The following is a 24131-nucleotide window of genomic DNA, read 5'->3' as shown; positions in this document are numbered from 1 at the left end:
CCTCAATCCCTCCCCTCAAGGGGGAGGGAGGCGAAGGACCCCGGCGCCGCGCTGTCCTGCTACCCCGCCCGCTTTGCCGGGCTGCGGCTCTGGTTCGCCAGCCCGCTGATAGCGGCGCGCAGGGCGGCGGGTTTCACGGGCTTGGTGACCACCGCAATGCCGCGCTCCTCGGCCAGCGCCCGCACTGCCGGGCTGCGATCGGCCGTCACCAGCGCCGCCGGCAGGTGCCCGCCCAGATTGTGGCGCAGCCATTCGATGGCATCGAGGCCCGATGTCTGGTCGAGGTGATAGTCCATCAGCACCAGGTCGGGATACCAGCCCTCCAGCAGCCGTTCACGGTCGATCTGCTTGAGCGAGAGGGCACTGCGCACGTCGCAGCCCCAATGTCGCAGCAGGCCCTCCATTGCCTCGATGATGGCCCGTTCATTGTCCACGCACAGCACCTTGAGATCAAGCGTGCCGAAACTGGTCTCGGCGGGTGCCGCGCTGCTCTCGGGCGTCGCGCGGATGGTGCGGGTGGCGGGCAGGAACAGCGAAAACCGCGAGCCGCTGCCTTCCTTGCTGTCCAGTTCGAGGGTCAGACCCAGCGCCGTCACCAGGCGCTGTACGATGGAGAGGCCAAGGCCCAGCCCCTGCGCCATGCGCGCGCCGCGTTCGAGCCGGGAGAACTCGGCAAACAGTAGCCGATGCTGGTCCTTGTTGAAGCCGATGCCCGTGTCGATGACGTCGAGCCGCATGCGATTGCCGCGGCGGCGCAGCCCGACCAGAACCTTGCCGCCCGGCTGGGTATATTTGATGGCATTGCTGACCAGGTTCTGCACGATGCGGCCCACCAGCATGCGGTCGACCATGATGGTGGCGTCGGTCGGCACGATACGCAGCGAAATGTTGCGCTCGCGCGCCATCGGGCCGAATTCCACCTCGATCTTCTTGAGCAGGTCCTGCCCGGCCACCGGCGCTGGCGCCGGCTTGAGCGCACCGCTGTCGATGCGCGAAATGTCGAGCAGCGCCCCCATGATGTCCTCGACCGCTGTCAGCGAGGCCTCGATGGAATTGGCGAGATCGGCCAGCCCCGTCGATTTGGCCCGTTCGATCAGCGTCGAGGTATAGAGCCGTGCCGCGTTGAGCGGCTGCAACAGGTCGTGGCTGGCCGCGGCCAGGAAGCGCGTTTTGTCATGGTTGGCCGCGTCAGCCTTGGCGCGGGCGCTTTCGAGTTCGGCATTGACCCGCGTGAGCGCCGCTGTGCGCTCCTCCACCCGCTCTTCGAGCGACTGGTTCATGCCCGCCAGTTCCCGCTCGGCCCGCACGCGGGCGGTGACGTCGGAGAAGCTGATGACCAGCCCGCCATCGGGCAGGCGGCTCGAATGAAATTCCAGGGTCTGCCCGGCATTGCCCAGGCGCTGGGTCACCGTGGTCGGCGATGCGGTCAGCAGGTTGATGCGCTCGATGGCGAGGCGCGCCGCGTCGCCACTGCCGAAATCGCCCCGATCGCCCAGAAACAGCGCAATGTCGAACAATGGCGTCCCCGGCTTGACCAGGTGCGCAGGCAGCGCCAGCAGTGAATTGTAGCGGCTGTTGGATGTCACCAGCCGCAATGCGGCGTCGAACACGGCGATGCCCTGCGGAATATGGTCGATCGCCTGTCTGAGGCTGTTGGCAGCGTCATGTTTGTTGGCTGACATCGGGTCGCGATCCTGGGCTTTCGGGCGCGTCGGGACTATCGGCCCGCCATCGCGGCGGTGCAAGACCAACTCTCGACCCATTGCTTTTGCCGGCGTGGTCATCAATGCTTGACCACCGCGACCGCGGCTGTCTGGGAAGGACTGATACCAAGAGGGGTGCTGCCATGTTCAAGGAATTCCGTGACTTCGCCATCAAGGGCAACATGATCGATCTGGCCATCGGCGTGATCATCGGCGCCGCTTTCGGCGCCATCGTCTCCTCCATCGTCGACGACATCTTCATGCCGCTCATCGGCCTGATCATCGGCGGCATCGATTTCTCGAACCTGTTCATCGTGCTGTCCAACCCGGATGGCGTCGCGGTGCCCTCACTCGCCGCGGCCAAGGATGCCGGCATCGCCACGCTCAATGTCGGCCTGTTCATCAATGCCGTCGTCAAGTTCACCATCATCGCCTTCGTGCTGTTCCTGGTGGTCAAGGGCATCAACCGCATGAAGCGCCAGGCCGCCGCCGAACCCGTTGCGGCCACGCCGGCGCCGAGCAAGGAAGAAGTGCTGCTCACCGAAATCCGCGACGCCCTGCGCGCCAGTCCCCGCTGATCGGCAACTGCCCAAATCGTCCTATGCTACGGCATAGGACGAAGGTCCGTTGACAAAGGGCTGATAGGTAAATAAGCCTAGTATGTAGGTAGTACATCCTACGTATTGTCCATATCGGACGGCAGGAACACCTAGTGCAAACTACCGTTGCGATCCGTCGGGGGGCATCGGTATCGCGGTTGCCAAGGGCAGCTCTGCGAGGGCGTAGCCTTGTAGTCCGAGGGGCGCGTGAGCGAACTGGGCAGAGGGCAACATGAGCGACGAGATCTTCTACCACTCCTTCCTCAATCGCGACCGGCTGATCCACATCGTGGACACGGACCCGAGCACCTGCGAAGCACTAAGCGTGCTGTTTCGCCTTGAGGGCTTCCAGACCACATTTTCTCTCGAGGCGGCCCACTTCGCCGCCACCATCGAGCGCCGCCGGCCCGAGGTCGTCGTGCTCAACCTGCGCCTGGGGGAGGAGAGCGGCCTGAGCCTGCTCCGGCGCATCAAGGGCATGCGCACCGGAACGCCGGTCTTCATGCTGGCCGACACGCCGCAGCTTGAGGCGGCGGTGACGGCGATGAAGCTGGGCGCCTCCGATGTTATTCCCAAGCCGATCGATACCGAGCATCTGCTGGGCAGCGTTCGCGACGCGCTCCGCCGCGATGTGCATCTGGGCGCCATGCAGGGCGGGCGGCGGCCGGTGGAAGTGCGGGGCTTCTCCCAGCTGACCCCGCGGGAGCGCGAAGTGCTGCAACTCATCACCAACGGCCAATCCAACAAGGAGGCCGGCCGCGAGCTGGGAATTTCTCCACGCACCATCGAGGTTCACCGCGCCCGGGTCATGGAAAAACTGGGCGCGAGAAACACGGCGGACCTGATGCGGATCGTGCTGACGAGCTGACAATCCAGCCGCAGTGTCGGCCTAGCCGTCCCCGGAAGGATGCTCGTCGGTCGGCGCGGGTTTGTCGATCGGCGCTTCCGCTTGCTCGTCGGTCTGGCTGTCGTCCTCGTTGCGGACGATTTCGAGCCGCAACTTGGTTGCCAACCCCGCCAGGGCGCCGATGGCCGCGAGCCATGGGGCGGTCAGCACGACCAATCCGCCGGCGGCGGCGCCGGCCGTCAGCGGGATTTCGAGGAAAACCTGACCACTTTCGGCGCGGACGCGCAGCGTTCGCACATTGCCCTCCGCGATCAGCGATTTGATCTTGTCGACGAGCTGATGTCCGGCGACTTCGATCTCCTCGCCCAGGCTGCGACGCGTTCCACGATCATTATCCATCACTGTTCTCCTTGATGTCGGCCGGCTGGCAGTCCGGGCGGCCGGTTCGGTTGCGCCAGAACGGGCGCAGACTTCAGTCTGCATTGGCGGCAGCGACCAGGTCGCGCAGCCAGTCGCGTGCGCGTTCGAGTTCGCCAGCCAGCAATGGGCCCTCGCTGCCGCTGACGAGGAAACCGGCCGGTTTACCTGTCATCACACAGCCTTTTTCGGCGAGCAGGCGCTCCAGCGTGTTGGCCGCATAGCCGCCCACTTCCATCACCCAGCGCAGGGGCGCCGGATGCACCGTTTCGAGGTCGAGTCGCGTGTCGAACACCGAGGCCCGCCGACCCGCCAGCATGTCATCGCCCAAGCCGTCGACGAATTCCTGGATAGCCGGAGTGGGACGGAAGCCGCGCGTCGGTGAGCCGATCACCAGGAGGGTGACGCCGTTGAGATCGATGGTGGCAGCGTCCCTCACGGGAACGGCGCGCGATCCGGGCACCGCGCCGGCCCTGGCCAGCGCGACCTGTGCGGTGTTGCCGAAAATGCTGTCATAGACAATCAAGATGGACATCGGCGCCTCCTGTCTGGCGACAACGATGCAACGTCGGCAGGCGATCCGCCTTGATGTTGATCAAAGTGGCAGGAGTGACGGCTGTCGACCCCAAGTCAGCCTCAAGAGCCCGAGCCCGCGATGCCCTTAAGCGGCCGTCAGCCGAATAGTTGAAAGCCGGCCAACGCGATGAACTCATCATAAGGTCCGTCGTCGCTGGCTGTGGCGAGTGACGACGGCCTCTATGGCAGCAGGCCGACTGCCACACCAAGGACACCGAACAGCGCCAGCGTCCAGAGCATTCCCAGCTTGGTTCGGAATACCAGGAACCCGGCCAGCATACACAGCGCTAGTGCCATCCAGTCGATGGTGGGCAGCACCGGCAGCGCCATGTTGAGCGGCCCCCAGGTGATGCGTTGCACGTCGTTGAACACCACATGCATGCCGAACCATATGGCGAGGTTGAGGATGACCCCTACGACCGCAGCGGTGATAGCCGCCAGCGCTCCTGACACTGCCTTATTGTTCCGCAGCCGTTCGATGTAGGGGGCGCCCAGGAATATCCAGAGGAAGCATGGCACGAAGGTTGCCCAGGTTGTGAGTGCAGCCCCCAGCACGCCGGCCAGTAGGGGATCGAGCCCGAGGCCGTCACGATAGGCAGCCAGGAAGCCCACAAAGGTCAGCACTAGGACCAGCGGGCCAGGCGTGGTTTCAGCCAGGGCCAGGCCGTCGATCATTTCCCCTGGCTGCAACCAACCGAAGGTGACGACCGCCTCCTGCGCCACATAGGCGAGCACTGCATAGGCGCCGCCGAACGTCACCACGGCCATCTGTGAGAAGAAGACATAGATGCTGGCAAAGCTGGAGCCCCAGCCGAAAGCCAGGCCCACCAATACCCATGGCAGTACCCATAGACCGCCCCAGACCAACATCACGCGCACGGCACGGCGCCAACTGGGGTCCACTTCCGGCACGTTGTCATCGATGACGGCGGGTCCGGTATCGGCCTTGCTCTTGCCGCCATGACCACCGGCGGCGAACAGGTCCGGCCGCTGCCGGGCCCCGACATAACCGAAAATGCCGGCAGTGAGCACGACCAGCGGAAACGGCACGGCAAAAAAGAACAGCGCGATGAAGGCCAGTGCCGCCAGGGCCACCATGACGCCGTTCCGCAGGGCCCGGCGGCTGACGCGGAGCACGGCCTCGACGACAATGGCCAGCACGGCGGCCTTTATGCCGTAGAACAGGCTGGACAGGATGTCGGTCTGCTGGAAGAGCGCATAGGACGCCGACAGTGCCAGGATGACGAAGAAGCCGGGGATGATGAACAGCGTGCCGGCGACGATACCACCCCTGGTACCGTGCAGCAGCCAGCCGATATAGGTCGCCAGTTGCTGGGCTTCAGGGCCGGGAAGCAGAGTGCAGTAGTTGAGGGCGTGGAGGAACCGGGTTTCCGAAATCCAGCGCTTCTCCTCGACCAGCACCTTGTGCATCAGCGCGATCTGGCCAGCGGGCCCGCCAAAGCTCAGTAGGCCGATGCGGGTGAACACGGCGGTCATCTCGGCAAAGCTGGGGTGGTCGGGCGCGATCAAGGGCGGGCTCGCACTGGCAGCTTCCACACTCATTTGCGCGCTCCCGTGCCGGGCCAGTTATGAGTCTCGTCACCAGCATCCCGGCACCAGCGATAAAGCGCGTCATAGACCAGCATACCGGCGTCGAGCTGTTCGAGGTCGTCGGCATACATGCGGGAAAGTCCCAGCGAGACCGCGAGCAAGCCGGCAACTTCGGGTGCAAGGTCAGGTCTGGCGGTATCGGCGCCGCGTACGATGGTCGCAAGCTTCTGCAGTGTGGGAAAGGCTAGCCCGAACTCATCGATCATTACGTCGAAGGTGCAGAGTTCGCCCCGATGCGACCAGTGGACACCTTCAATGTCGAATGGGACGGCATCGAACCGCTCAGCGACTGCCGATACCTCGGACGCCGAAACGAAGAGGAACCGTGCCAATGGATCGACAAACCGCCGGATCAGCCAGGGACAGGCGATGCGGTCAATCTTGGGCCGCACCCGGGTGACCCACAGACTGGGCGAAGTGGGCGGCAGGTTTGCTAGGGGGATGGTAGGCAGCCGGGCCTCCCGCCAGGCGGCGATGCCCCCTTCGAGAATTTCGGCATTGTGTCCCGCTGCCCGCAACAGGGCAGCAACCCCCTCGCTCTTGGCACCACCCGCAGCGCACGTGACAACAAAGGCAGTGCCGCTGATCTCGGGGAGCCATTGTCCGGCCCGTTGCCAGGGCCGGCCTAGCGACCCTGGGAGAATATGGGGTTCAGCAGCAAGCGCTTCGGCGTCGCGGACATCGATGATGACTGGGGATTGCGGCGTGCCGACGAGCCGGGCCAGCTTGTCGACAGAAATTGAGGCAAAGGGTGCCATAGCTGCGTCCTGGATTGATAATGGACGCGATTCTTCGGCTGGCGCCTCACGGGGTAATCGCAGACCCCTTGCGCGTAGAGTTGGCGCAGATATCAACCGACGTCAAGGATCGCCGGATCAAGTGCCTGCTTTCGATGAAGCTGGCCAAAAGCAGACTGACTGCAAACCACCCCTCTGCGGCTCTAACGGCGAAGCCTGCCCGGGCCGTCCGCCCGTCACCACGGGCGATCGATTGACCTCAGCCGCCGATGGTCGGCAGGGTCAGGTCGCCCGAGGTCAGCTTGCTGGCGGTGATCGCCGCATCGGCGGCTTCGCGCGGCAGCTCCAGGCTCGTCCAGACGCTGACCAGCGCATGGCGCAGGGCGAAGATCATCTCGTCGGTATGGAGCGGCGTCGGCGTGATGCGCAGGCGCTCGGTGCCCTTGGGGACGGTGGGGTAGTTGATGGGCTGGATGTAGATGTTGTGCTTGTCCAGCAGCATGTCACTGGCGGCCTTGACCGCGCGCGCATCGCCGACGATCAGCGGCACGATATGGGTATCGGTTTCCATGACAGGCAGGCCGGCATCCGCCAGGATGGCCTTGGTCAGGCGTGCCTGGCGCTGGTGCATGATGCGTTCATGCGTGGACACCTTGAGGTGCTCGATCGAGGCGCGGGCCGCAGCGCACAGGGCCGGGGGCAGCGAGGTGGTGAAGATGAATTCCGGCGCATACGAACGCACCGCGTCGATGATCGCCTTGTTGGCGGCGATATAGCCGCCCATGGTGCCAAAACCCTTGGCGAGGGTGCCTTCGATAATGTCGATGCGGTCCATCAGGCCTTCGCGCTCGGCAATGCCGCCGCCGCGTTCGCCATACATGCCCACGGCATGGACTTCGTCGATATAGGTCAGCGCCCCGAATTCCTCGGCCAGGTCGCAGATCTCGCGGATCGGGGCCACGTCGCCATCCATCGAATAGACGGATTCAAAGCAGATCAGCTTGGGCCGCTTGCGGTCGGTCGCCGCCAAGAGGTCACGCAGATGCGCCACGTCATTGTGGCGGAAGATGACCTTCTGCATGCCCGACTGGCGCACGCCCTGGATCATCGACGCGTGGTTGAGCTGGTCCGAGAAGATCACACAGTCCGGCAGCAGCCGCGCAATGGTGGCGATGGATGCTTCGTTGGACACAAAGCCCGACGTGAAGACGAGGGCCGCTTCCTTGCGGTGCAGGTCGGCCAGCGAGCGCTCGAGTTCCACCAGCGGGCGATTGGTGCCCGAAATATTGCGCGTGCCGCCCGAGCCGACGCCCAGACGCCCGGCGGTTTCCTGCATGGCGCCGACCACCTTGGCGTGCTGGCCCATACCCAGGTAATCGTTGGAGCACCAGATGGTGATATCGCGCATATTGTCGGCTTCGTCGCGATAGATGGCGCGAGGAAACTGCCCGGCCACACGCTCAAGATCGGCAAAGACGCGGTAGCGCTTTTCTGCCCGCAGCGTGTCCACCGCATCTTCGAATATGCCGCGATAGTCCATCGAAACGTCCTTTGTGTCCTGCCGTTGGCGCCTGAAGCCCTGCCGGTGAACAAGCCATAACTAGGTCGGACAATACCGCTTTGACATAGGTCAATTCGACGCGCCGGGCCCAGCCACGCCGCTTCGGCACGAGGCGTCAACGGCTTAACATGAGAGTCATTCTAAAGTGCATCGGCCGTTCTGCCAATGCGGCAATCGCGCTCCCTGCTCAGGATAGCGCGCGGCAATGTCTCGTGTTTGGCCTGCTATCCAACAATTAACGCCCCTTATGGGCTGATGTTGAAGCAGGGCTGATCTCGGACTACCATCACAAAAAAGCCTGAATCGGCTCTGGAGGGGTAGTGCTGTGAAGAGTTTTTCTTCGTCGAGTTTTGCCGGCCAGCAGGCCGAGCCGCTTGATCTTGCTCATGCCGCGGTGAGCCACAATCCCCAGGCCCTGTTCACCGATTTCCAGTGGTTCCTCTACCAGGGACAGGACACCGTCTTTTTCACCGCCTTTTCCAAGACCAGCTTCGATCAGGACGGTCTGGGCAACCTGGTCGCCGAAATGGTGGCGCTGGCGCCGCAGCTGACGCACGGTTTCACCGGCGCCAGGCCCGGCCATCCGTTTCCCAAGCATATCCTCGATGCCATCACCTCGGTCGAACTGGTGGATGAATTCGACGGCTATCCCGACAAGTGGCTGGGCAAGTCGCAGGACATTCTGGAGCAGACCGATCTGCCGCTCTTCCGCGTCATGGCCGCCGTCCGTCGCAATGGTCCGGACGCCCAGGGGCGTGCTTCCGTCATCCAGGTTCGCTCCAGCCATGCGCTGCTGGAAGGTTCCGATTCAGCGCTGCTGACGCGCTCGCAGTCGGCCAGTCATGGCACCATGTCCGACAAGGCCAACAAGCTCAGCCTGGGCGCGCGGCTCAAGGGCGTGCTGAATGGCGGGTTCACCGCCATCACCTACATCATCCTCGCCAATCTGCTGGCGCCGCCCGAAAAACCCTGGGGCTTCAAGACGTTGGCGCTCAAGCGCCACCGGCTGCGACTGCTCGCCAACAAGCTCGGCGTGCGCCAGCGCTCGCTGCTCTTTGCCCTGGTCACCCATGCCCTCAATGGCGAGGGCGACGAAAAGACCATGAGCAGGAAGGTGATCGGCGCCGCCTATACCATGCTCGATACGAAGCGCAACGATGCGGATGACGACTTCTTCCGCGTCCGCGCGCTGGAAGCCAAGTTCGCCGTGATCGAGGACTTCGTCGACTATGTCCGCGCCGTCGATGACACCGTCGCCGCCATCGAGCAGAAGGACATCACCAAGTTCCAGGTGATGATGAACGCCATGTTCAAGGCCTTGCGCGGCATCAACCGCGTATTGCCCGCGCTGCCCGGCAAGCGCTTCTGGCGTTTCAATGGCGGCATCCATGTGGTGCTGACCCTGGTGCCGCCGCACCGGACCTATGGCCCCATGACCCATGGCATGGTCGAGCCCATCTATTGCGGCGCCTGGCACTCGGCTACCAATATCGTCACCTTCTGCCCCGGCCGCGAATATGTGACGCTCAGCTTCTCCATGGAGACGCGTCACCTCGCCAATGTGCACAAGGTCGAAGCGCTGCTCGACGACATGGAGCGGCGCGCCGTCACCCCGCGCAAGATGCCGGCCTCGGTGGCCTGTAGCAGCAGCTAATGCCGACATATCCATTCATAACAACAACTCGGAAAAATCTGAGGTACGTACCTCAAATGTCTTGCCGGATCGATGCGAGCCAGGTTATCTGGGCGTGACCAATCCCGCCGTCCCGGAATGTGCCCATGACCAGCTTTGCCCGCTATCCCAGCCTCAGGGACCGTCCTGTGATCGTCTCCGGGGGAGCCACGGGCATCGGGGAAAGCCTGGTGCGCAATCTCGCGGCGCAGGGAAGCAAGGTGGGTTTCGTCGACATCGCAGTCGACGCGGGGGAGAAGCTGGCAACCGAACTGACCGAGGCGGGGCAGTCCGTGCGCTTTACCCCCTGCGACGTCACTGATATCCCGGCCTACCAGGCAGCGATTGCCGGTTTCGCCGCTGCCCATGGCGATGCGCTGGTGCTGGTCAACAATGCCGCGCACGACCAGCGCCACGACTGGAGCGAGGTCACGCCGGCCTATTGGGACGACCGCATGGCGGTCAACCTCAAGCATGCCTTCTTCGCCATACAGGCCGTGGCGCCTGGCATGATCAAGGCGGGCCGCGGCTCGATCATCAATCTGAGCTCGATCAGCTGGATGATCATGACGCCGCAATTGCCGCTCTACGAAACCGCCAAGGCCGCCGCCCATGGCCTGACCCGCTCCATGGCGCGCGAGCTGGGCAAATCAGGCGTGCGCGTCAACACGCTGAGCCCGGGTGCCACCGTCACGCCGCGCCAGATCGAACTGTGGTACACCGAAACCACCCTGGCCGACATCGAAGCGCAGCAGGCGCTGGCGGGCAATGTCTATCCCGACGATGTCGCCCGCATGGCCCTGTTCCTCGCCGCCGATGACAGCGCCATGATTTCGGCCCAGCAATTCCTTGTCGACGGCGGCTGGGCCAGCACGTGACCCCGCCCTAGTCCTGTAGCTGCATCTGCTCGCGGAGCCCCTGCGCCGAGCGTGCTGCATCTTCGCTGAGGCTGCGGATTTCGTTGGCGATGACGCCAAAACTCTTGCCGTGGACGCCGGCTCGCGCGGCTTCGATCGAGGCGTTGAGAGAGATGAGCTTGACCTTCATGCTGACGTCGCTAATCGAGCCGACAGCGCCCAGCATGGCCGCGCGCCCCTCGGCCGCGCGCCGGTCGCGATCCTCGAACCGAACCTTGAGTGCCTTGCCGATTCCTTCGGTGACGACATTGAGCGCGGCAAGCAGGTCGGAGGCAACAAACTCGACCAGATCGACCAGCGCGGGTTCTGGTGCCTGGCCTTGAAGGAGAGGCGGGCGCAGCTTTGCCACCCTGTGCAGAAAATCGTCAACGGTCCCAATCGCCTTGGCGCTGATCGCTCCTGACCGATGCAGATGAACCGCTGCAGGCTCGGGAACACCCAGCCGATCCTGACCCTTCTCCAGGGCGAGCTTGATATCATTGAACTCCGACAGGGCCCCGTCGAGCGCATCGCAGGCCGTCGCAGCCGAGGCAGGCTTGCTGGCGGCGAGCAGCGCGAACATGGCAACCCGATGGGACAGCATGCGCATCTTGCCTGAGAGATTAATCATTACGCCCAGTGCAGCGTCGATATCGGTGCGATCCTGATCGTCCATGGTCATGCTAGTCCCCGTCCCGGAACGCTGGCATGAGTTTAGTATGCAAATCCTAAAACTGCCCGGATCGGAGGCACATATCTGGTATGCGCAGTTGTTGAGCAGGTCGGTGGGCCGTTCATTCCCGGTTCAGACCCTTTGCTTCACCACCATCCTGCCTTATTCAGTGGTCACCAACAGGCCACTGTTCATGATCCTTCAGGGGGACAATCTATGAAGTCGAAGATTCTGGTCGCACTCGTTGCGACCCTGGCGCTCACCGCCTGCACCACCACCAATCCCTATACCGGCCAGAGCCAGATTTCCAACACCACCGGCGGCGCGCTGATCGGCGTTGGCGGCGGTGCCGTGGCTGGCGCCATTGTCGGCGCTGCCGTGGGTGGCGATCCGCGCGTTGGCGCGCTCATCGGTGCTGGCGTGGGCGGCCTCACCGGTGCAGCCATCGGCAACTATATGGACCAGCAGGAAGCCGAGCTGCGCGCGCAGCTTCAGGGCACCGGCGTTTCGGTTACCCGCGTGGGCCAGAACATCATCCTCAACATGCCGTCCAACATCACCTTCGCCAGCGACTCGAGCAATGTGAACCCTGCGTTCAACTCCACGCTGGTTTCGGTCGCGCTGGTGCTCAAGAAGTTCGACAAGTCGATCGTGGACGTCTATGGCCACACCGACAGCCAGGGCGACGACGCCTATAACCTGAGCCTGAGCCAGAAGCGCGCCGTCTCGGTCGCCACCATTCTGGCCAACCAGGGCATTGACCAGCGCCGCTTCTATATCGAAGGCAAGGGCGAAACCTCCCCCATCGCTTCGAATGCCACCGAAGCCGGCCGTGCCCAGAACCGCCGCGTCGAAATCCAGATCGCGCCGATCAACGGCTGATCGCGATCGCAGAAATGCAGAAGGCGCGTCCCCGCGGGGACGCGCCTTTTTTGTCGATAGCGGGCCTGGCGCACTTTACTGCGCAGGGACCACCGGTTCTGCCACCGGCACATCATCGGCAGCCGGCGCGACGACGCTTTCGGCGCTCGGCAAACCCGGCTGCACATCCGTTGATGGCGCACCCTGGAACATCTGCATCAGGAACAGCACGGCCACGACAATGGCGAGGCCGATCACGCCATAAAGCCACCAGTTCGTCGGCCCGGTCGCGCCCACGCTGGCTTCGTGCTCGCCCGCGACCTTGATCGGCGACGCGTCCGGGACGTCGATGCGGGAGCCGTTTTCGTCGATCAACACGTCGACCTCGGCCACGGTTGGCGCAGGCTGTCTGGGTGCGGTTGCCATCAGAAATCTCCCTTGACGACGGTTTCCGAGCCGACGCCGCTCTGGACGCCCTGCCGCACCTCGGCAATGGCCTCGTCGATCTCTTCGGGACCAAAGCCGAGCTCCGTGCCTTCCTGCGTCGCTCCGGTCACGTCGGCCTTGAGCTGGTTGAGCAGCTCGATCTTCTCCTTGGCGGTAAACAGGCTGTTATGCGCGATGCTCATGGGAGTGACATTGTCATGCCCGCCCATGCGGTCGCGGAGGCTGTCGAAAACCATGGCGCATCTCCTTTTATGGGTCGGAAAGGACCCTCAGGAAAGCAATGCGAAGGGCGGGTTGCCGGTTCCCCCGGGCAGGGCAAGGGCTCGCCCGATCACATTTTTTTGGGCCGGAACCGCATCGCCAGGGAGACGTTGACCCCCCACACGCAACCACAGAGGAGCTCGAAAATGGCTTACGAAGATGTTCGCAATCGCGATGCCGACGTCAAGGAAACCCACGATCTCATCGCGTCCGATAAGGTCGAGGGCACCAAGGTCTACGATCCGCGCGGCGAGCATATCGGCTCGATCGAACGCATCCTCGTCGAAAAGCGCAGCGGCAAGGTCTCCTATGCCGTGCTGAGCTTCGGCGGTTTCCTCGGCATCGGCCACGATCACTATCCGCTGCCCTGGTCCAAGCTCAACTATGACGAAAGCCTCGGCGGCTATCGCGTCGACGTCACCAAGGACCAGCTCGAAGGCGCGCCGAAATACGAGCGCGACGACGATGACTACTGGACGTCCGAAAACGGTCGTCGAGTCTATGACTATTACGGCGTGGCCCCCTACTGGATCTAGCCATGCCCCCAAGGCATTTCAGCACCAAATGATAATGCCGCCGGCGTCCCAAAGGGGCGCCGGTTTTTTGTTGCGCGAATATTGGCCGGCGCGGCCCTCGTCCCTCAGGGGAGAGGTGAGAGCCTCACTGCACTTCCGGCACCCAGACCAGCATGGAGCCCTGGCCCCGGTTGGCCCACAGATAATAGGGCAGGGCGGTCAGCGTTGCCGGCTCGTCCGTCGGCGGGGTCGTGCGGTAGAGCGTTGTCCAGTCACCCTCCTCGATCGCCAGCGCATCGGCCTTGAGCGTCACCACGCCATCGAACAGGTCAGCACGCGTCTCCGCCCGAAGCTCCGCCGCGCGCGGCAGTTTCAGCCGCTGCACCCGCCCACCCGGATTGTCGACTTCCTCAAGGCAATAGACCAGCGGCCCACGCTTGAGCGCCACGCGACCGGCATCCATGATCACGCCGGGATGCGCATAGAGCCGCACCGGCGGCATCGGCAGATCCAGGCTGATCACATCGCCCCTGGTCCAGGTCCTGTTGATCGTGAGGTAACCGTTGACCGCCCTGGCTACATCCACGGCCTCGCCATTGACCGAGACCTTGGCGCCCTCAGACCAGCCCGGGATGCGCAGCTTGACGTCGAACGCCGCCGGGTTCGCCGGATCGACATGAATCTTGATGTCGCCATTCCACGGATAGGTCGAAACCTCTCGCAGGCCGACCCTGGTGCCGGCAAGCTCGACCTCGGTCGAAATCCCGCCATAGAGGTGGAAGGCGACCCCATCATCCGCCGCCGAGAGGAAATATCCGCCCACCGAGGCCACCAGCCGGCTGACATTCATCGTGCAGCAGGGGCAGGTGTGCCAGTCCCAGCGCGTCGGCGTGCCATCGCTTTCGAGCGGATTGGCGTAGAAATAGTGCTCGCCGTCGCGGCTGAGGCCACTCAGCGCGCCATTGAACATGGCCAGTTCGAGAATGTCGGCATACTTGCCGTCGAGATCGAGATGCAGCATGCGCTGGGCCCAGAAGATCAGCGCCACCGAAGCGCAGGTCTCGGCATAGGCCGTCTGGTTGGGCAGGTCGAAATCGTGGGTGAAGCCCTCGTTATGCGCCGACGGCCCGAGGCCCGCCGTCACATACATCTTGGTCTCCATCACGTCGTCCCAAAGCACCTCGCAGGCATGCTTCAGCGCTGCGTCGCCGAGTTCGGCCGCCAGGTCCGCCATGGCGGTATAAAGGTACATCGCCCGAACTGCGTGGCCGACCACCTTGTCCTGCTCGCGCACCGGCTTGTGGCTCTGGCTGTATTCGTAATTGGCGAAGGGATAGGGCTGGCGCGGGTCGCGCGCCTCCCGCTCGGCCCGTTCGATATCGAAGTAATGCGGCTGCCGGCCGCGTTCATTGATGAGATAGGTGGCGAAGTCGAGATGCTTGCGGTCGCGGGTGAGGTAGTAGAGCTTCATCAGTGCCAGCTCGATTTCCTCATGCCCGTCATAGCCGCGCTTCTGGCCGGGGCCGGTGCCGAACACCGAGTAGATGTGGTCGAGATAGCGCTCCATGATGTCCAGCCAGCGGCGGCGGCCCGTCACCCGGAAATAGGCGATGGCCCCTTCGAGCAGATGCCCGGCATTATACATCTCGTGATTGTCGCGCAGGTTGGTCCAGCGGTTCTCCGGCTCGCGCCCCAGATACCAGCAGTTGAGATAGCCATCGGGCGCCTGTGCCTTCTCGAAATCGTCGACAATGGCCTCGATCTTGGCTTCGACATCGGCATCGCGACGATGGGCCAGGGCGTAGCTTGCCGCCTCGATCCACTTGCCTACGTCACTGTCCCAGAACACCTGCACGGTGAATCCGTTGCCGTGGCGCGGAAAGCGCAGCGGTGGCGGCGGGCTTGGCAGCTTGATCGAATCCAGGATCGTGTATTCCGCCAGCTTCTTGTGCTGGCTGGGAATGGTCCTGGTCAGCACGGTCTCCAGCCGTTCATGCCAGAATTTTCCCTCGAGCTTCACATCGGGGAAATTGACGGGGGCGTAGCGGCTCATTGGAGCTCCTCCAGTAGTCTTTTTCAGGATTGGGTCGGGTCGGACGATTGGCGCACGACCAGGGAACAGTGGAGCCGTTCGACGCCCTTGCGGCGTTCCCCGGCGATCATGGCGATCAGCCGTTCCCCGGCCAGGCGACCGAGTTCGCGCAGGTTCATGTCGATGCTGCTGAGCGGCGGCCGTGCCGCCCGCGTCATCACGTCCCAGTTGTCGAAACCCACCACGGCGACAGCGCCGGGCACGGCGATCCCGCGCTCGCGCAGGGCGTCCGTCGCCCCGCGCGCAATCTGGTCATTGCCGCAAAAGAGTGCGTCGGGCAAGTCGCCCTCGCCGTCGAACAGGGCGGCCACCGCCTCGCGCCCCCAGGCTTCCGACCATTTGCCCCTGCGATAATAGCCTTCGATCTCCGTTAGCCCGGCGGCGGCAAGCGCGTCGCGATAGCCCCGGTGGCGCAGCGTCACCGCTTCGAACGTTTCCGGGCCCGTGATATGAGCAATGCGCTTGCGACCGATACCGATCAGGTGCTGTACGGCCTGCATCGCCCCGCCATAATCGTCCGGCAGCAGGCACAGCGCCTCCGGGTCGTCGGCCTGCGAAAACACGTAGATGACCGGCATGGATTGGCCGGGCACCGCCACGGGCGGGCGCTTGTCCATGCGCCGCCCGGTCACGATCAACCCGTCGATGCGCTTGCCCAGCAACTGGTCCAGATGCTGCTTCTCGCGCGCTGGGTCATCGGTGGCATTGCACATGAAGATAGCGATGCCATGCTCGGCCAGTCGCTCCTCCAGGGCCTCGATGATCGGGAAGGCGAAGCGTCCGAAGCTGTCGGTCGACAAGACGCCCACGGTCATCGAGCGCGTCCGGTGCAGGCTCTGTGCCAGGGAGTTGGGCCGGAACCCCAGTTCCTGCGCCGCCGCGATCACCCGCTCCCGCGTCTCGGTCTTCAGCCGGCCATTGTCATTGAGCGCTTTGGAGGCGGTACCGATCGATACGCCCGCCCGCTCCGCAACGTCGCGAATAGTGGCGCGCAGCGGGTAGCGGTCATCGTCCACATCAGGCCTCTTGGTCGGAAGGAAAAGGTTTTCCCGACCTCAGATGCCACAGGAGCGCGCAAAGCTCAACTGCTAAAACAGTCCGACAGAACGGCGTTTGGGAAGCGGGGCTTCAAGCGAGAACGGGCTCCCCGATTGCGCGGTGCGGATGAGGCTTGTTGCCCCTCAGTCCCCGTCCGGCGATCCGCATACAATGACCCGCACTCCGCTTTGCGCCAGGCTGACTTCACTATCGTGCTCGTGCGGCATCATATCGGTCACGAAATGGGTGAATGCGGAAAACGGCGCGACCCGCACGGCCGCCGTGCCCCGCCACTTGCTGGCGTCCGCCGCCAGATAGCGCGTTCGCGAATTCTGCAGAATGGCATTGGTGATCTGCGCCTCCCCGTAGCTGAAGTCGAGAGCGCCGCTGGTCGGATTGAGACCCCCGGCGCCGACAACGGCATGGGTGGCGTGAAACCGCTCGAAGTAGCGAATGGCCTCGGGGCCGACCAGGTCGCGGTCATTGGGCCGCCACACGCCGCCCACCAGATGCATCTCCATGCCCTCCGCCTCGCCCAGGATCAGCGCCACGTCGACATTGTTGGTGACGACGGTGAGGCCCGCATGTCCGCGCAACGCTTCGGCGGTGAAACGAACCGTGGTGCCAATGCCCATGAACACGGTCGAGCCATTGGGGATGTCCTGCGCAACACGGGCGGCGATCAGGCGCTTGGCGGCCTCATGCAGGCCCGCCCGCGCGCTGATGGAGGTATTCTGCGGCAGCACCGGCAGGTCGACCCCGCCATGCAGCCGCCGGGCCAGCCCGAGTGCGCACAGGACGTTGATGTCCCGCCTGATGCTCTGGGTGGTCAGGCCATAGTCCTGCGCCAACCGGTCAATCTGCTGCGCACCGCGCGCGCCGATCCGGGCGAGGATGTCATTCTGCCGCTCGGAAAGCCGGGAATCCATCGCTTCACTCTAGGAAAAAGCGGGGGCTGTCGCAGATGTCGACGACATCGCCGCGCACCCGGCCGACCGCACCCTGGCATTGCGCTGCCACGATCACGCCGCGCCGCGACTGAACTTCCCCGGTGCTCCGAGGTCCGCTGTTGATCATCTGTCTGTCCCCTGGTGACGCCCAGTGTCAGTCGGTGCGGCGCCCCGTTTCCTTGTTGAATGGATGCAGGTCGCTCATGCTCACATACAGCACGGCCTTGGCGCCCTCGGTCACCGCGGTGCGTGCCGGCACTGCGGCCACGATCAACTGGCCGCTGCCCTCGAGCCGCATATGCAGGTGGCTTTCCCCGCCGATCGGTTCGTAGAGCTCGACGGTGGCATGCATCACCAGGTGTGGACCCTCGGGCTGGGTCAGCTGGATGGTGTCGGGACGAATGCCGACCAGGTCGGTACCCTCTGGCAGGGTGAGAGCGCCCTTGTCGCGCAGGTAGTCGATCTCGATAAGGTTCATCGGCGGCGAACCGATGAAGCCAGCCACAAACAGGGTGGCGGGGCGCTCGTAGAGCGCCAGTGGCGCGCCGACCTGCTCGATCCGGCCGGCATTCATCACCACCAGCCGGTCGGCCAGGGTCATGGCTTCGAGCTGGTCATGGGTGACATAGACGCTGGTCGTCGCCAGGTTGCGCTGCAGCCGCTTGATCTCGATTCGCATCTGCCCGCGCAGTTTGGCGTCGAGGTTGCTCAGCGGCTCGTCGAACAGGAAGGCCTTGGGCTGGCGCACGATGGCCCGGCCCATGGCCACGCGCTGGCGCTGCCCGCCCGATAGCTGGCGCGGGCGCCGGTCGAGGAAAGGCGCGATTTCGAGAATGCGCGCGGCTTCGTTGACGCGTCGGTCGATCTCGTCACGCGGCGTCCCCCGGTTCTTGAGCCCGTATTCGAGATTGCCGCGTACCGTCATATGCGGATAGAGCGCATAGTTCTGGAACACCATGGCGATATCGCGTTCCGCCGGCTCCTTGGCGTTGACCACGGTGCCGTCGATGGCGATCGTGCCCTCGCTGATCGCCTCAAGCCCGGCAATCATCCGCAGCAGGGTGGACTTGCCGCAGCCCGATGGCCCCACCAGCACCACCAGCTCCCCGTCGGGTATGGCGAGGTCGAGGTTATGGATGGCGGTGACGCCGCCGGCATAGATTTTCTTGACGCCCGTGATGTCGATGCTTGCCATGATATTTATTTCTCGGTTTCGACCAGGCCTTTGACGAACAGGCGCTGCATCAGGATGACGACGAGGACGGGGGGCAGCATGGCCAGGATCACCGCGGCCATGACGAAGTTCCACTGCGGCTCGGCATCGGCGGTAGCCGCCAGCCGCTTGATACCCATGACGATCGTGTAATAGCGGCTGTCGGTGGTCACCAGCAGCGGCCACAGATACTGCACCCAGCCATAGATGAAGAGGATGACGAAGAGCGCCGCGATATTGGTCCGGCTGAGCGGCAGCAGGATATCGCGGAAGAACTTCATCGGCCCGGCCCCGTCGACCCGCGCGGCTTCCATCAGTTCATCCGGAACGGTGAGGAAGAATTGCCGGAACAGGAATGTGGCGGTCGCCGAGGCGATCAGCGGGATGATCAGGCCCGGATAGGAATTGAGCATGCCCAGATCGGCCACCACCTTGAAGGTGGGAATGATGCGCACCTCGACCGGCAGCATCAGGGTGATGAAGATGGTCCAGAAGGCCAGCAGCCGGAATGGGAACTTGAAGAACACGATGGCATAGGCGGACAGGATCGAAATGATGATTTTGCCCACCGCGATGGAAATGGCCATCACCAGCGAGTTCAGCAGCATGATCGACAGCGGCGGCGCCCCGGCGGTGGAGATGCCCTCATTGAGCATGAAGCTGTAGTTTTCGATCATGTGCGGGCCAGGCAGCAGCGGCACGAGGCCGCGCATGAAGTCGCCGCTGCCATGCGTGGAGGCCACGAAGGCCAGATAGACAGGGAACACCACGATGACGACGCCCAGGATCAGCACCAGATGGGTGAGGAAGGCCAGGAAAGGTCTGTTTTCGATCATTTTGGCCGCTCCCTAATACTGAATGCGCCGCTCGACGTAGCGGAACTGGATGGCGGTGAGGGCGATGACGATGATCATCAGCACTACCGACTGGGCCGAGGACGAGCCGATGTTCAGCCCGATGAAGCCGTCGGTATAGACCTTGTAGACCAGCGTATTGGTCGCCTGTGCCGGCCCGCCCTGGGTGGTGGCGTCGATGATGCCGAATGTGTCGAACATGGCGTAGTTGATGTTGACGATCAGCAGGAAGAAGGTCGTGGGCGCCAGCAGCGGGAAGACGATGGTCCAGAACCGCTTGAACGGCCCAGCGCCATCAATGGCTGCCGCTTCGATGAGCGATTGCGGCACCGATTGCAGACCGGCGACGAAGAACAGGAAGTTGTAGGAAATCTGCTTCCAGCTCGCCGCGATAATGATCAGGACCATCGCATCCACGCCATCAACGCGGTGGTTCCAGCTGATGCCGACGGCGCGCAGCATATAGGGCGCTATGCCGATGGTGGGGTTGAACATGAACCACCACAATATGCCCACCACGACCGGCGCGACCGCATAGGGCCATACCAGTAGCGTCGTGTAGAGCCTGTTTGTGCGCAGCACCCGGTTCACCGCGACCGCGAGGATCAGGGACAGCGACATGGAGAGTGCCGTCACGCTGACGGCAAAGATTGCGGTCTTGCTGACTGTGCTGAGATAGAGCGGGTCGATGAACAGCCGACGGTAGTTCTCGAACCAGACGAAGGTGGTCTTGAAGCCGAACGGGTCCTCGCGCTCGAAGGACGACTTCACCGCCTGCAGCGCTGGCCAGATGAAGAAGATCAGCGTCACCGCCAGCTGCGGTACGAGCAGCAGGTAGGGGAGACCCTTGTTGGGAAAGACTGTTCGCTTGGCCTGCATGCTCCGCCTCGTTCTGGGGCCGCGCCCGGCGCAGCTACGCTGTCGCCTTGCGGCAATACTGGCGCTTCACCCTCTCGGGAGAGGGTGAAGCGGGCTTGGGAGGGGCCAACAGGCCTATTGGTTGGCGGCCTGGAAGTCGCGCAGGATCTGGTTGCCGCGTTCGACGGCTGCGTCCAGCGCTTCCTGGGCGGTCTTGTTGCCGGCCAGCATGGCTTCGAACTCTTCATCCACCACGGTGCGGGCCTGGGTCAGGTTGCCGAAGCGAACGCCCTTGGAATTGGCCGTCGGCGTGCCGCGGGTGATCTGCTGGATGGCGATGTCCGAACCCGGGTTCTGCTCGTAGTAGCCCTGCTCCTGGCCGAGATCATAGGCAGCGTTGGTGATCGGCAGGTAGCCGGTCGCCTGGTGCCAGGCAGCCTGAACTTCAGGCTGGCTCAGATAGGTGAAGAACTGGGCGACGCCCTTGTAGACTTCAGGATCCTTGCCATTGAGCGCCCAGAGTGTCGCGCCGCCGATGATCGAATTCTTCGGCTCGGTGATCACGTCGTCATAATAGGGCAGGGGTGCGAAGCCGACCTCGAACTCCTTGGAGTTGTTGATCACGCCAGCGCGCGAGGCCGAAGAGTTCATGTAGATGGCGCATTCCTGGGCGTAGAACTTTGGCGGGGCATCGCCGCCGCCCACCGGGCCGCCATATTGGAACAGGCCTTCATCCGCCCACTTCTTCAGATTGTCCCAGTGCTTGACCTGCACGGGGCCGTTGAAGCTGAACTCGGTTTCGAGACCACCAAAGCCGTTGTCGAGCGTGCCGAACGGCTGGTCGTGGATGGCCGACAGGTTTTCCGTCTGCACCCAGGTGATCCAGCCGCTGGTGAAGCCACAGGGGGCGGCGCCCGATTCCATGATCTGGCGGCTCATGGTTTCGAGCTCGGCCCAGGTCTTGGGCGGGGTTTCGGGATCAAGGCCGGCTTTCTCGAACACGTCCTTGTTGTAGTACATGATCGGGGTGGAGGAGTTGAACGGCATCGACAGGATGTTGCCGTCCACGTCCGAATAGTAGCCGGTGACCGGGGCGAGGAAGCCGCTCGGATCCCACGGCTCGCCATTGTCGGCCATGAGCTGGTAGACCGGGTAGACGGCGCCCTTGGCGGCCATCATCGTGCCGGTGCCCACTTCGAAGACCTGGACAATGGCAGGCTGCTCGTTGGCACGGAACGCGGCGATGGCGGCGGTCAGCGTCTCGGGATAGGTGCCCTTGTAGCTCGGCACGATCTTGAATTCCGACTGGCTCTCGTTGAAGCCGGTGGCGATTTCTTCGAGCTTCTTGCCCAGCTCGGCATCCATGGCGTGCCACCAGGCGATCTCGGTCTGGGCGGCGGCCTGGGGAGCCTGGGCGAGCGCTGCGATCATGGCTGTCGACAGCAGCAGTCCTAGTTTCTTCATGGGGTCGTTCCTCCTGTTATTAAGCAAAGGATCTCCGTCCTCGCATTGCCAATTGGTAGCAACGCGATGTTCATTTGGCAAAGGGGATGTTCAAGTGAACACAGAATGAGGCGATGAACGGCCTCCGCGCCTTTAAACACGCTCATATGAAAGTCAGATGACACTGACTGCGCTTGCTTGGAACTCGGTTGCCCCAGTGCTCTGGCGATCGGTCCCCCTTAACGCGGCAAAGTTGGCGGCAGGTATGCGTAGCGGTGGATTTCGGTCGACAATCGAAAAAATAGAACAAATATGATATTGTATTACTTTTCAATCTCTGCTGTATTCAGGGCGATCTGGGAGGATCGCCTAAATCGCTGAGAACTTTTCCGTCGCGCAGCTTCGCGTCGGTTGGCTGAGCTGCGCCATACGCGCGGCGCAGGCTTGGGGTATCGCAGCGTCTACGCCAGTGAGGAGGACTACTACTTGGCGCTACTGAAACTGGAAGGCGTGACCAAGGAATTTGGCGCCATCCGTGCACTGTCGGATGTCAGCTTCGCCATTCAGCCCGGCGAGGTCGTTGGCCTCATGGGCGACAACGGCGCAGGCAAGTCGACCTTGGTCAAGATTATCTCCGGCATCTATCACCCCACCGGTGGCTCGCTGACTTTTGACGGCGTCACGGCCGATATCGGCAGCCCGGGCGAGGCTCGCAAGCTGGGCATCGAGACCGTCTACCAGGATCTGGCCCTGGCCGATAACCTGACGGCGGCGGAGAACATCTTCCTGGGCCGGGAGCTGAAATACAATATCGGCCCGTTCCGCTTCCTGCGGCACGCCGCCATGAACGCCCGAGCTTCCGAGCTTTTTGCCGAACTCAAGTCCGAGACGCGGGCTGGCGACTATGTGCGGCAGATGTCGGGTGGCCAACGCCAGGCCGTCGCCATCGCCCGCACCCGCCTGTCCGATGCCAAGCTCGTGCTGATGGACGAACCCACGGCGGCCATCTCGGTGCGCCAGGTGGCCGAGGTCCTCAGTCTCATTCACCGCCTCAAGGATGCCGGCATTGCCGTGATCCTGATTTCCCACCGCATGCCCGACGTCTTTGCCGTCTGCGAGCGCGTCATCGTCATGCGGCGGGGCACCAAGGTGGCCGACAAGCCAATCGCCAGCTCCTCGCCCGAGGAAGTTACTGCACTCATTACCGGGGCTAAGGAGGCTGCGTGATGGCTGGACCCAACGTTCAGACTTTTTCCAATGTCGGCGTCACCAAGTTCTGGCAGCGCGGTTTTCTCGCCAGCCAGTCGGCCTATGTGCTGGCGGCCCTGGTCGTGCTCATGATCGTGATGAGCCTGCTGTCGCCCAATTTCCTGACAGCCGGCAACCTGTCCAACATAACCCGCAATTTCTCGTTCATCGCCATCGCGACGCTCGGCATCACACTGGTCATCATCACCGGTGGCATCGACCTGTCGGTTGGCTCGACCATCGCGCTCTCGGCTACTGTCACCTCGATCGTGATGGGCTCGATGGCCGGTGCCAATTTCTACCCCTTCCCCGGCAGTTCGCTGGTGCTCTCGGTTCTCGCCGGGCTGGCAGCGGCCGGTGCCGTTGGCCTGTTCAACGGCCTGACCATCGCCAAGCTCAAGCTCAGCCCGTTCGTCACCACTTTGGGCACGCTGTCCATGGTGCGCGGGCTGGTCTACGTGGCGACGCAGGGTCGCGGTGCGTTCCCGACCGGCCCTGACAAGGAACTGTTCCTGCTCGTCACCGCCGGCAAGGTGTTCGATGTCGTACCGATCGCCTTCATCTATCTGCTGATCTGTGCGCTGGTCATGTGGGTGGCGCTCAATCACACGGCCTGGGGCAAGCATGTTTTCGCCATCGGCAGCAACGAAAGCGCGGGGCGTCTCACCGGCGTCAACGTCGACCGGGTCAAGATCCAGGTTTACGTGCTGTGCTCGCTGGCCGCAGGCGTCAACGGCATCATCATTTCGGGCTGGCTGGGCTCGGCCCCGGCCAACCTCGCCACCGCCTATGAGCTGACCATCATCGCCGCAGCCGTCATCGGCGGCGCCAACCTCGCCGGCGGCGTCGGTGGCGCGGCAGGCGCCATCATCGGCTGCATTCTCATCGAGGTCATCCGCAACGGGCTCGTCCTGGCGCGCGTCGACCCCTACTGGCAGCAGGCCCTGGTGGGCGCAATCATCGTCGCTGCCGTGCTGGTCGACCGCCTGCGGTCGATGCGCAACGGCTGACGACGCAACGTATCGCCGCCCGGCTCAACCGGGCGCCGAAGGGAGGCCG

Annotated in this window: 24 protein-coding genes; 8 read left to right on the top strand and 16 right to left on the bottom strand. The window is 63.5% G+C overall.

Annotated elements, in window-relative coordinates:
• Positions 1-59: 59 nt before the first annotated feature.
• Complete coding sequence (locus tag IH615_RS10900) at positions 60-1682, bottom strand: hybrid sensor histidine kinase/response regulator (protein WP_291361895.1); 1623 nt, start codon at positions 1680-1682, stop codon at positions 60-62.
• A gap of 164 nt (positions 1683-1846) precedes the next feature.
• Here IH615_RS10900 and mscL point away from each other — a divergent pair, with 164 nt between their 5' ends.
• The gene (mscL, locus tag IH615_RS10895) at positions 1847-2281 is read left to right on the top strand and encodes a large conductance mechanosensitive channel protein MscL (protein ID WP_291361894.1); all 435 of its coding nucleotides are present in this window, start codon (positions 1847-1849) and stop codon (positions 2279-2281) included.
• Positions 2282-2534: 253 nt separating this feature from the next.
• Positions 2535-3170 carry a LuxR C-terminal-related transcriptional regulator gene (locus IH615_RS10890; RefSeq protein ID WP_291361893.1) on the top strand — a complete coding sequence of 212 codons (636 nt, stop codon included), beginning with the start codon at positions 2535-2537 and terminating at the stop codon, positions 3168-3170.
• Between the two features lie 21 nt (positions 3171-3191).
• Here the strand turns inward: IH615_RS10890 and IH615_RS10885 are convergent, their stop codons facing one another.
• The 5 genes from IH615_RS10885 to hemA all read right to left on the bottom strand — a co-directional run bounded on the left by IH615_RS10885 (position 3192) and on the right by hemA (position 8030).
• A complete protein-coding gene (locus IH615_RS10885; protein WP_291361892.1) occupies positions 3192-3548 on the bottom strand; it encodes a DUF4342 domain-containing protein in 357 nt (118 codons plus the stop codon).
• Between the two features lie 73 nt (positions 3549-3621).
• Positions 3622-4101 carry a hypothetical protein gene (locus IH615_RS10880; protein ID WP_291361891.1) on the bottom strand — a complete coding sequence of 160 codons (480 nt, stop codon included), beginning with the start codon at positions 4099-4101 and terminating at the stop codon, positions 3622-3624.
• A gap of 221 nt (positions 4102-4322) precedes the next feature.
• Positions 4323-5705: a chromate efflux transporter gene (gene chrA / locus IH615_RS10875; RefSeq protein WP_291361890.1), complete on the bottom strand. Its 1383-nt coding sequence runs from the start codon at positions 5703-5705 to the stop codon at positions 4323-4325.
• Complete coding sequence (locus tag IH615_RS10870; protein ID WP_291361889.1) at positions 5702-6511, bottom strand: sulfurtransferase/chromate resistance protein; 810 nt, start codon at positions 6509-6511, stop codon at positions 5702-5704. Before IH615_RS10870 ends, chrA begins: the two co-directional genes overlap by 4 nt.
• Before the next feature lie 238 nt (positions 6512-6749).
• Entirely contained in the window at positions 6750-8030 is a 1281-nt protein-coding gene (gene hemA / locus IH615_RS10865) for a 5-aminolevulinate synthase (protein ID WP_291361888.1), read from the bottom strand.
• Between the two features lie 346 nt (positions 8031-8376).
• Here hemA and IH615_RS10860 point away from each other — a divergent pair, with 346 nt between their 5' ends.
• Both IH615_RS10860 and IH615_RS10855 read left to right on the top strand, forming a co-directional pair.
• The gene (locus IH615_RS10860) at positions 8377-9705 is read left to right on the top strand and encodes a hypothetical protein (protein ID WP_291361887.1); all 1329 of its coding nucleotides are present in this window, start codon (positions 8377-8379) and stop codon (positions 9703-9705) included.
• 125 nt (positions 9706-9830) lie between these two features.
• Positions 9831-10601, top strand: coding sequence for an SDR family oxidoreductase (locus IH615_RS10855; protein ID WP_291361886.1), 771 nt, complete (start codon positions 9831-9833; stop codon positions 10599-10601).
• 7 nt (positions 10602-10608) lie between these two features.
• Here IH615_RS10855 and IH615_RS10850 read toward each other — a convergent pair whose 3' ends face one another.
• Complete coding sequence (locus IH615_RS10850; RefSeq protein WP_291361885.1) at positions 10609-11301, bottom strand: methyl-accepting chemotaxis protein; 693 nt, start codon at positions 11299-11301, stop codon at positions 10609-10611.
• 207 nt (positions 11302-11508) lie between these two features.
• Here IH615_RS10850 and IH615_RS10845 point away from each other — a divergent pair, with 207 nt between their 5' ends.
• Positions 11509-12174 (top strand): OmpA family protein, encoded by a 666-nt coding sequence (locus IH615_RS10845; protein WP_291361884.1) that lies wholly within the window; start codon positions 11509-11511, stop codon positions 12172-12174.
• A 75-nt stretch (positions 12175-12249) separates the two neighbouring features.
• Here the strand turns inward: IH615_RS10845 and IH615_RS10840 are convergent, their stop codons facing one another.
• Together IH615_RS10840 and IH615_RS10835 are read right to left on the bottom strand one after the other, a co-directional pair.
• Complete coding sequence (locus tag IH615_RS10840; RefSeq protein ID WP_291361883.1) at positions 12250-12579, bottom strand: hypothetical protein; 330 nt, start codon at positions 12577-12579, stop codon at positions 12250-12252.
• Positions 12579-12836 (bottom strand): hypothetical protein, encoded by a 258-nt coding sequence (locus tag IH615_RS10835; protein ID WP_291361882.1) that lies wholly within the window; start codon positions 12834-12836, stop codon positions 12579-12581. The genes IH615_RS10840 and IH615_RS10835 overlap by 1 nt, the downstream gene beginning before the upstream one ends.
• A gap of 171 nt (positions 12837-13007) precedes the next feature.
• Here IH615_RS10835 and IH615_RS10830 point away from each other — a divergent pair, with 171 nt between their 5' ends.
• The gene (locus tag IH615_RS10830) at positions 13008-13397 is read left to right on the top strand and encodes a PRC-barrel domain-containing protein (protein ID WP_291361881.1); all 390 of its coding nucleotides are present in this window, start codon (positions 13008-13010) and stop codon (positions 13395-13397) included.
• A 124-nt stretch (positions 13398-13521) separates the two neighbouring features.
• On the opposite strand, the gene IH615_RS10825 is transcribed toward IH615_RS10830, so the two are convergent.
• From IH615_RS10825 to ugpB, 7 genes are all read right to left on the bottom strand, one after another.
• Entirely contained in the window at positions 13522-15429 is a 1908-nt protein-coding gene (locus IH615_RS10825) for a beta-L-arabinofuranosidase domain-containing protein (protein ID WP_291361880.1), read from the bottom strand.
• A 23-nt stretch (positions 15430-15452) separates the two neighbouring features.
• Complete coding sequence (locus IH615_RS10820; protein ID WP_291361879.1) at positions 15453-16484, bottom strand: LacI family DNA-binding transcriptional regulator; 1032 nt, start codon at positions 16482-16484, stop codon at positions 15453-15455.
• A gap of 165 nt (positions 16485-16649) precedes the next feature.
• A complete protein-coding gene (locus IH615_RS10815) occupies positions 16650-17435 on the bottom strand; it encodes a DeoR/GlpR family DNA-binding transcription regulator (RefSeq protein WP_291361878.1) in 786 nt (261 codons plus the stop codon).
• Between the two features lie 175 nt (positions 17436-17610).
• Entirely contained in the window at positions 17611-18651 is a 1041-nt protein-coding gene (ugpC, locus tag IH615_RS10810) for a sn-glycerol-3-phosphate ABC transporter ATP-binding protein UgpC (RefSeq protein ID WP_291361877.1), read from the bottom strand.
• 5 nt (positions 18652-18656) lie between these two features.
• Positions 18657-19505 carry a sn-glycerol-3-phosphate ABC transporter permease UgpE gene (gene ugpE, locus IH615_RS10805; protein ID WP_291361876.1) on the bottom strand — a complete coding sequence of 283 codons (849 nt, stop codon included), beginning with the start codon at positions 19503-19505 and terminating at the stop codon, positions 18657-18659.
• Between the two features lie 12 nt (positions 19506-19517).
• On the bottom strand, positions 19518-20402 hold the full coding sequence (gene ugpA, locus IH615_RS10800) for a sn-glycerol-3-phosphate ABC transporter permease UgpA (protein WP_291361875.1): 885 nt from the start codon (positions 20400-20402) through the stop codon (positions 19518-19520).
• 114 nt (positions 20403-20516) lie between these two features.
• Positions 20517-21845 carry a sn-glycerol-3-phosphate ABC transporter substrate-binding protein UgpB gene (ugpB, locus tag IH615_RS10795; RefSeq protein ID WP_291361874.1) on the bottom strand — a complete coding sequence of 443 codons (1329 nt, stop codon included), beginning with the start codon at positions 21843-21845 and terminating at the stop codon, positions 20517-20519.
• A 465-nt stretch (positions 21846-22310) separates the two neighbouring features.
• Between ugpB and IH615_RS10790 the strand changes: the two genes are divergently transcribed.
• Together IH615_RS10790 and IH615_RS10785 are read left to right on the top strand one after the other, a co-directional pair.
• The gene (locus tag IH615_RS10790; protein ID WP_291361873.1) at positions 22311-23051 is read left to right on the top strand and encodes an ATP-binding cassette domain-containing protein; all 741 of its coding nucleotides are present in this window, start codon (positions 22311-22313) and stop codon (positions 23049-23051) included.
• Positions 23051-24082: an ABC transporter permease gene (locus IH615_RS10785; protein ID WP_291361872.1), complete on the top strand. Its 1032-nt coding sequence runs from the start codon at positions 23051-23053 to the stop codon at positions 24080-24082. The genes IH615_RS10790 and IH615_RS10785 overlap by 1 nt, the downstream gene beginning before the upstream one ends.
• Positions 24083-24131 lie beyond the last annotated feature (49 nt).

Origin of the sequence: Devosia sp. (assembly GCF_014860165.1) — a bacterium.
GTDB lineage: Bacteria > Pseudomonadota > Alphaproteobacteria > Rhizobiales > Devosiaceae > Devosia.
This window is presented reverse-complemented; position numbering and strand designations above follow the sequence as displayed.

What these genes read in the sequence shown, in the direction of transcription:
- IH615_RS10890 (WP_291361893.1), top strand. Translation starts at nt 2,535, where the DNA reads ATGAGCGACGAGATCTTCTACCACTCCTTCCTCAATCGCGACCGGCTG.
- IH615_RS10840 (WP_291361883.1), bottom strand. Translation starts at nt 12,579, where the DNA reads ATGGCAACCGCACCCAGACAGCCTGCGCCAACCGTGGCCGAGGTCGAC.
- IH615_RS10830 (WP_291361881.1), top strand. Translation starts at nt 13,008, where the DNA reads ATGGCTTACGAAGATGTTCGCAATCGCGATGCCGACGTCAAGGAAACC.
- IH615_RS10870 (WP_291361889.1), bottom strand. Translation starts at nt 6,511, where the DNA reads ATGGCACCCTTTGCCTCAATTTCTGTCGACAAGCTGGCCCGGCTCGTC.
- hemA (WP_291361888.1), bottom strand. Translation starts at nt 8,030, where the DNA reads ATGGACTATCGCGGCATATTCGAAGATGCGGTGGACACGCTGCGGGCA.
- IH615_RS10900 (WP_291361895.1), bottom strand. Translation starts at nt 1,682, where the DNA reads ATGTCAGCCAACAAACATGACGCTGCCAACAGCCTCAGACAGGCGATC.
- ugpB (WP_291361874.1), bottom strand. Translation starts at nt 21,845, where the DNA reads ATGAAGAAACTAGGACTGCTGCTGTCGACAGCCATGATCGCAGCGCTC.
- IH615_RS10825 (WP_291361880.1), bottom strand. Translation starts at nt 15,429, where the DNA reads ATGAGCCGCTACGCCCCCGTCAATTTCCCCGATGTGAAGCTCGAGGGA.
- IH615_RS10880 (WP_291361891.1), bottom strand. Translation starts at nt 4,101, where the DNA reads ATGTCCATCTTGATTGTCTATGACAGCATTTTCGGCAACACCGCACAG.
- IH615_RS10855 (WP_291361886.1), top strand. Translation starts at nt 9,831, where the DNA reads ATGACCAGCTTTGCCCGCTATCCCAGCCTCAGGGACCGTCCTGTGATC.
- IH615_RS10845 (WP_291361884.1), top strand. Translation starts at nt 11,509, where the DNA reads ATGAAGTCGAAGATTCTGGTCGCACTCGTTGCGACCCTGGCGCTCACC.
- chrA (WP_291361890.1), bottom strand. Translation starts at nt 5,705, where the DNA reads ATGAGTGTGGAAGCTGCCAGTGCGAGCCCGCCCTTGATCGCGCCCGAC.
- IH615_RS10785 (WP_291361872.1), top strand. Translation starts at nt 23,051, where the DNA reads ATGGCTGGACCCAACGTTCAGACTTTTTCCAATGTCGGCGTCACCAAG.
- ugpC (WP_291361877.1), bottom strand. Translation starts at nt 18,651, where the DNA reads ATGGCAAGCATCGACATCACGGGCGTCAAGAAAATCTATGCCGGCGGC.
- ugpA (WP_291361875.1), bottom strand. Translation starts at nt 20,402, where the DNA reads ATGCAGGCCAAGCGAACAGTCTTTCCCAACAAGGGTCTCCCCTACCTG.
- IH615_RS10885 (WP_291361892.1), bottom strand. Translation starts at nt 3,548, where the DNA reads ATGGATAATGATCGTGGAACGCGTCGCAGCCTGGGCGAGGAGATCGAA.
- IH615_RS10835 (WP_291361882.1), bottom strand. Translation starts at nt 12,836, where the DNA reads ATGGTTTTCGACAGCCTCCGCGACCGCATGGGCGGGCATGACAATGTC.
- IH615_RS10850 (WP_291361885.1), bottom strand. Translation starts at nt 11,301, where the DNA reads ATGACCATGGACGATCAGGATCGCACCGATATCGACGCTGCACTGGGC.
- ugpE (WP_291361876.1), bottom strand. Translation starts at nt 19,505, where the DNA reads ATGATCGAAAACAGACCTTTCCTGGCCTTCCTCACCCATCTGGTGCTG.
- mscL (WP_291361894.1), top strand. Translation starts at nt 1,847, where the DNA reads ATGTTCAAGGAATTCCGTGACTTCGCCATCAAGGGCAACATGATCGAT.
- IH615_RS10815 (WP_291361878.1), bottom strand. Translation starts at nt 17,435, where the DNA reads ATGGATTCCCGGCTTTCCGAGCGGCAGAATGACATCCTCGCCCGGATC.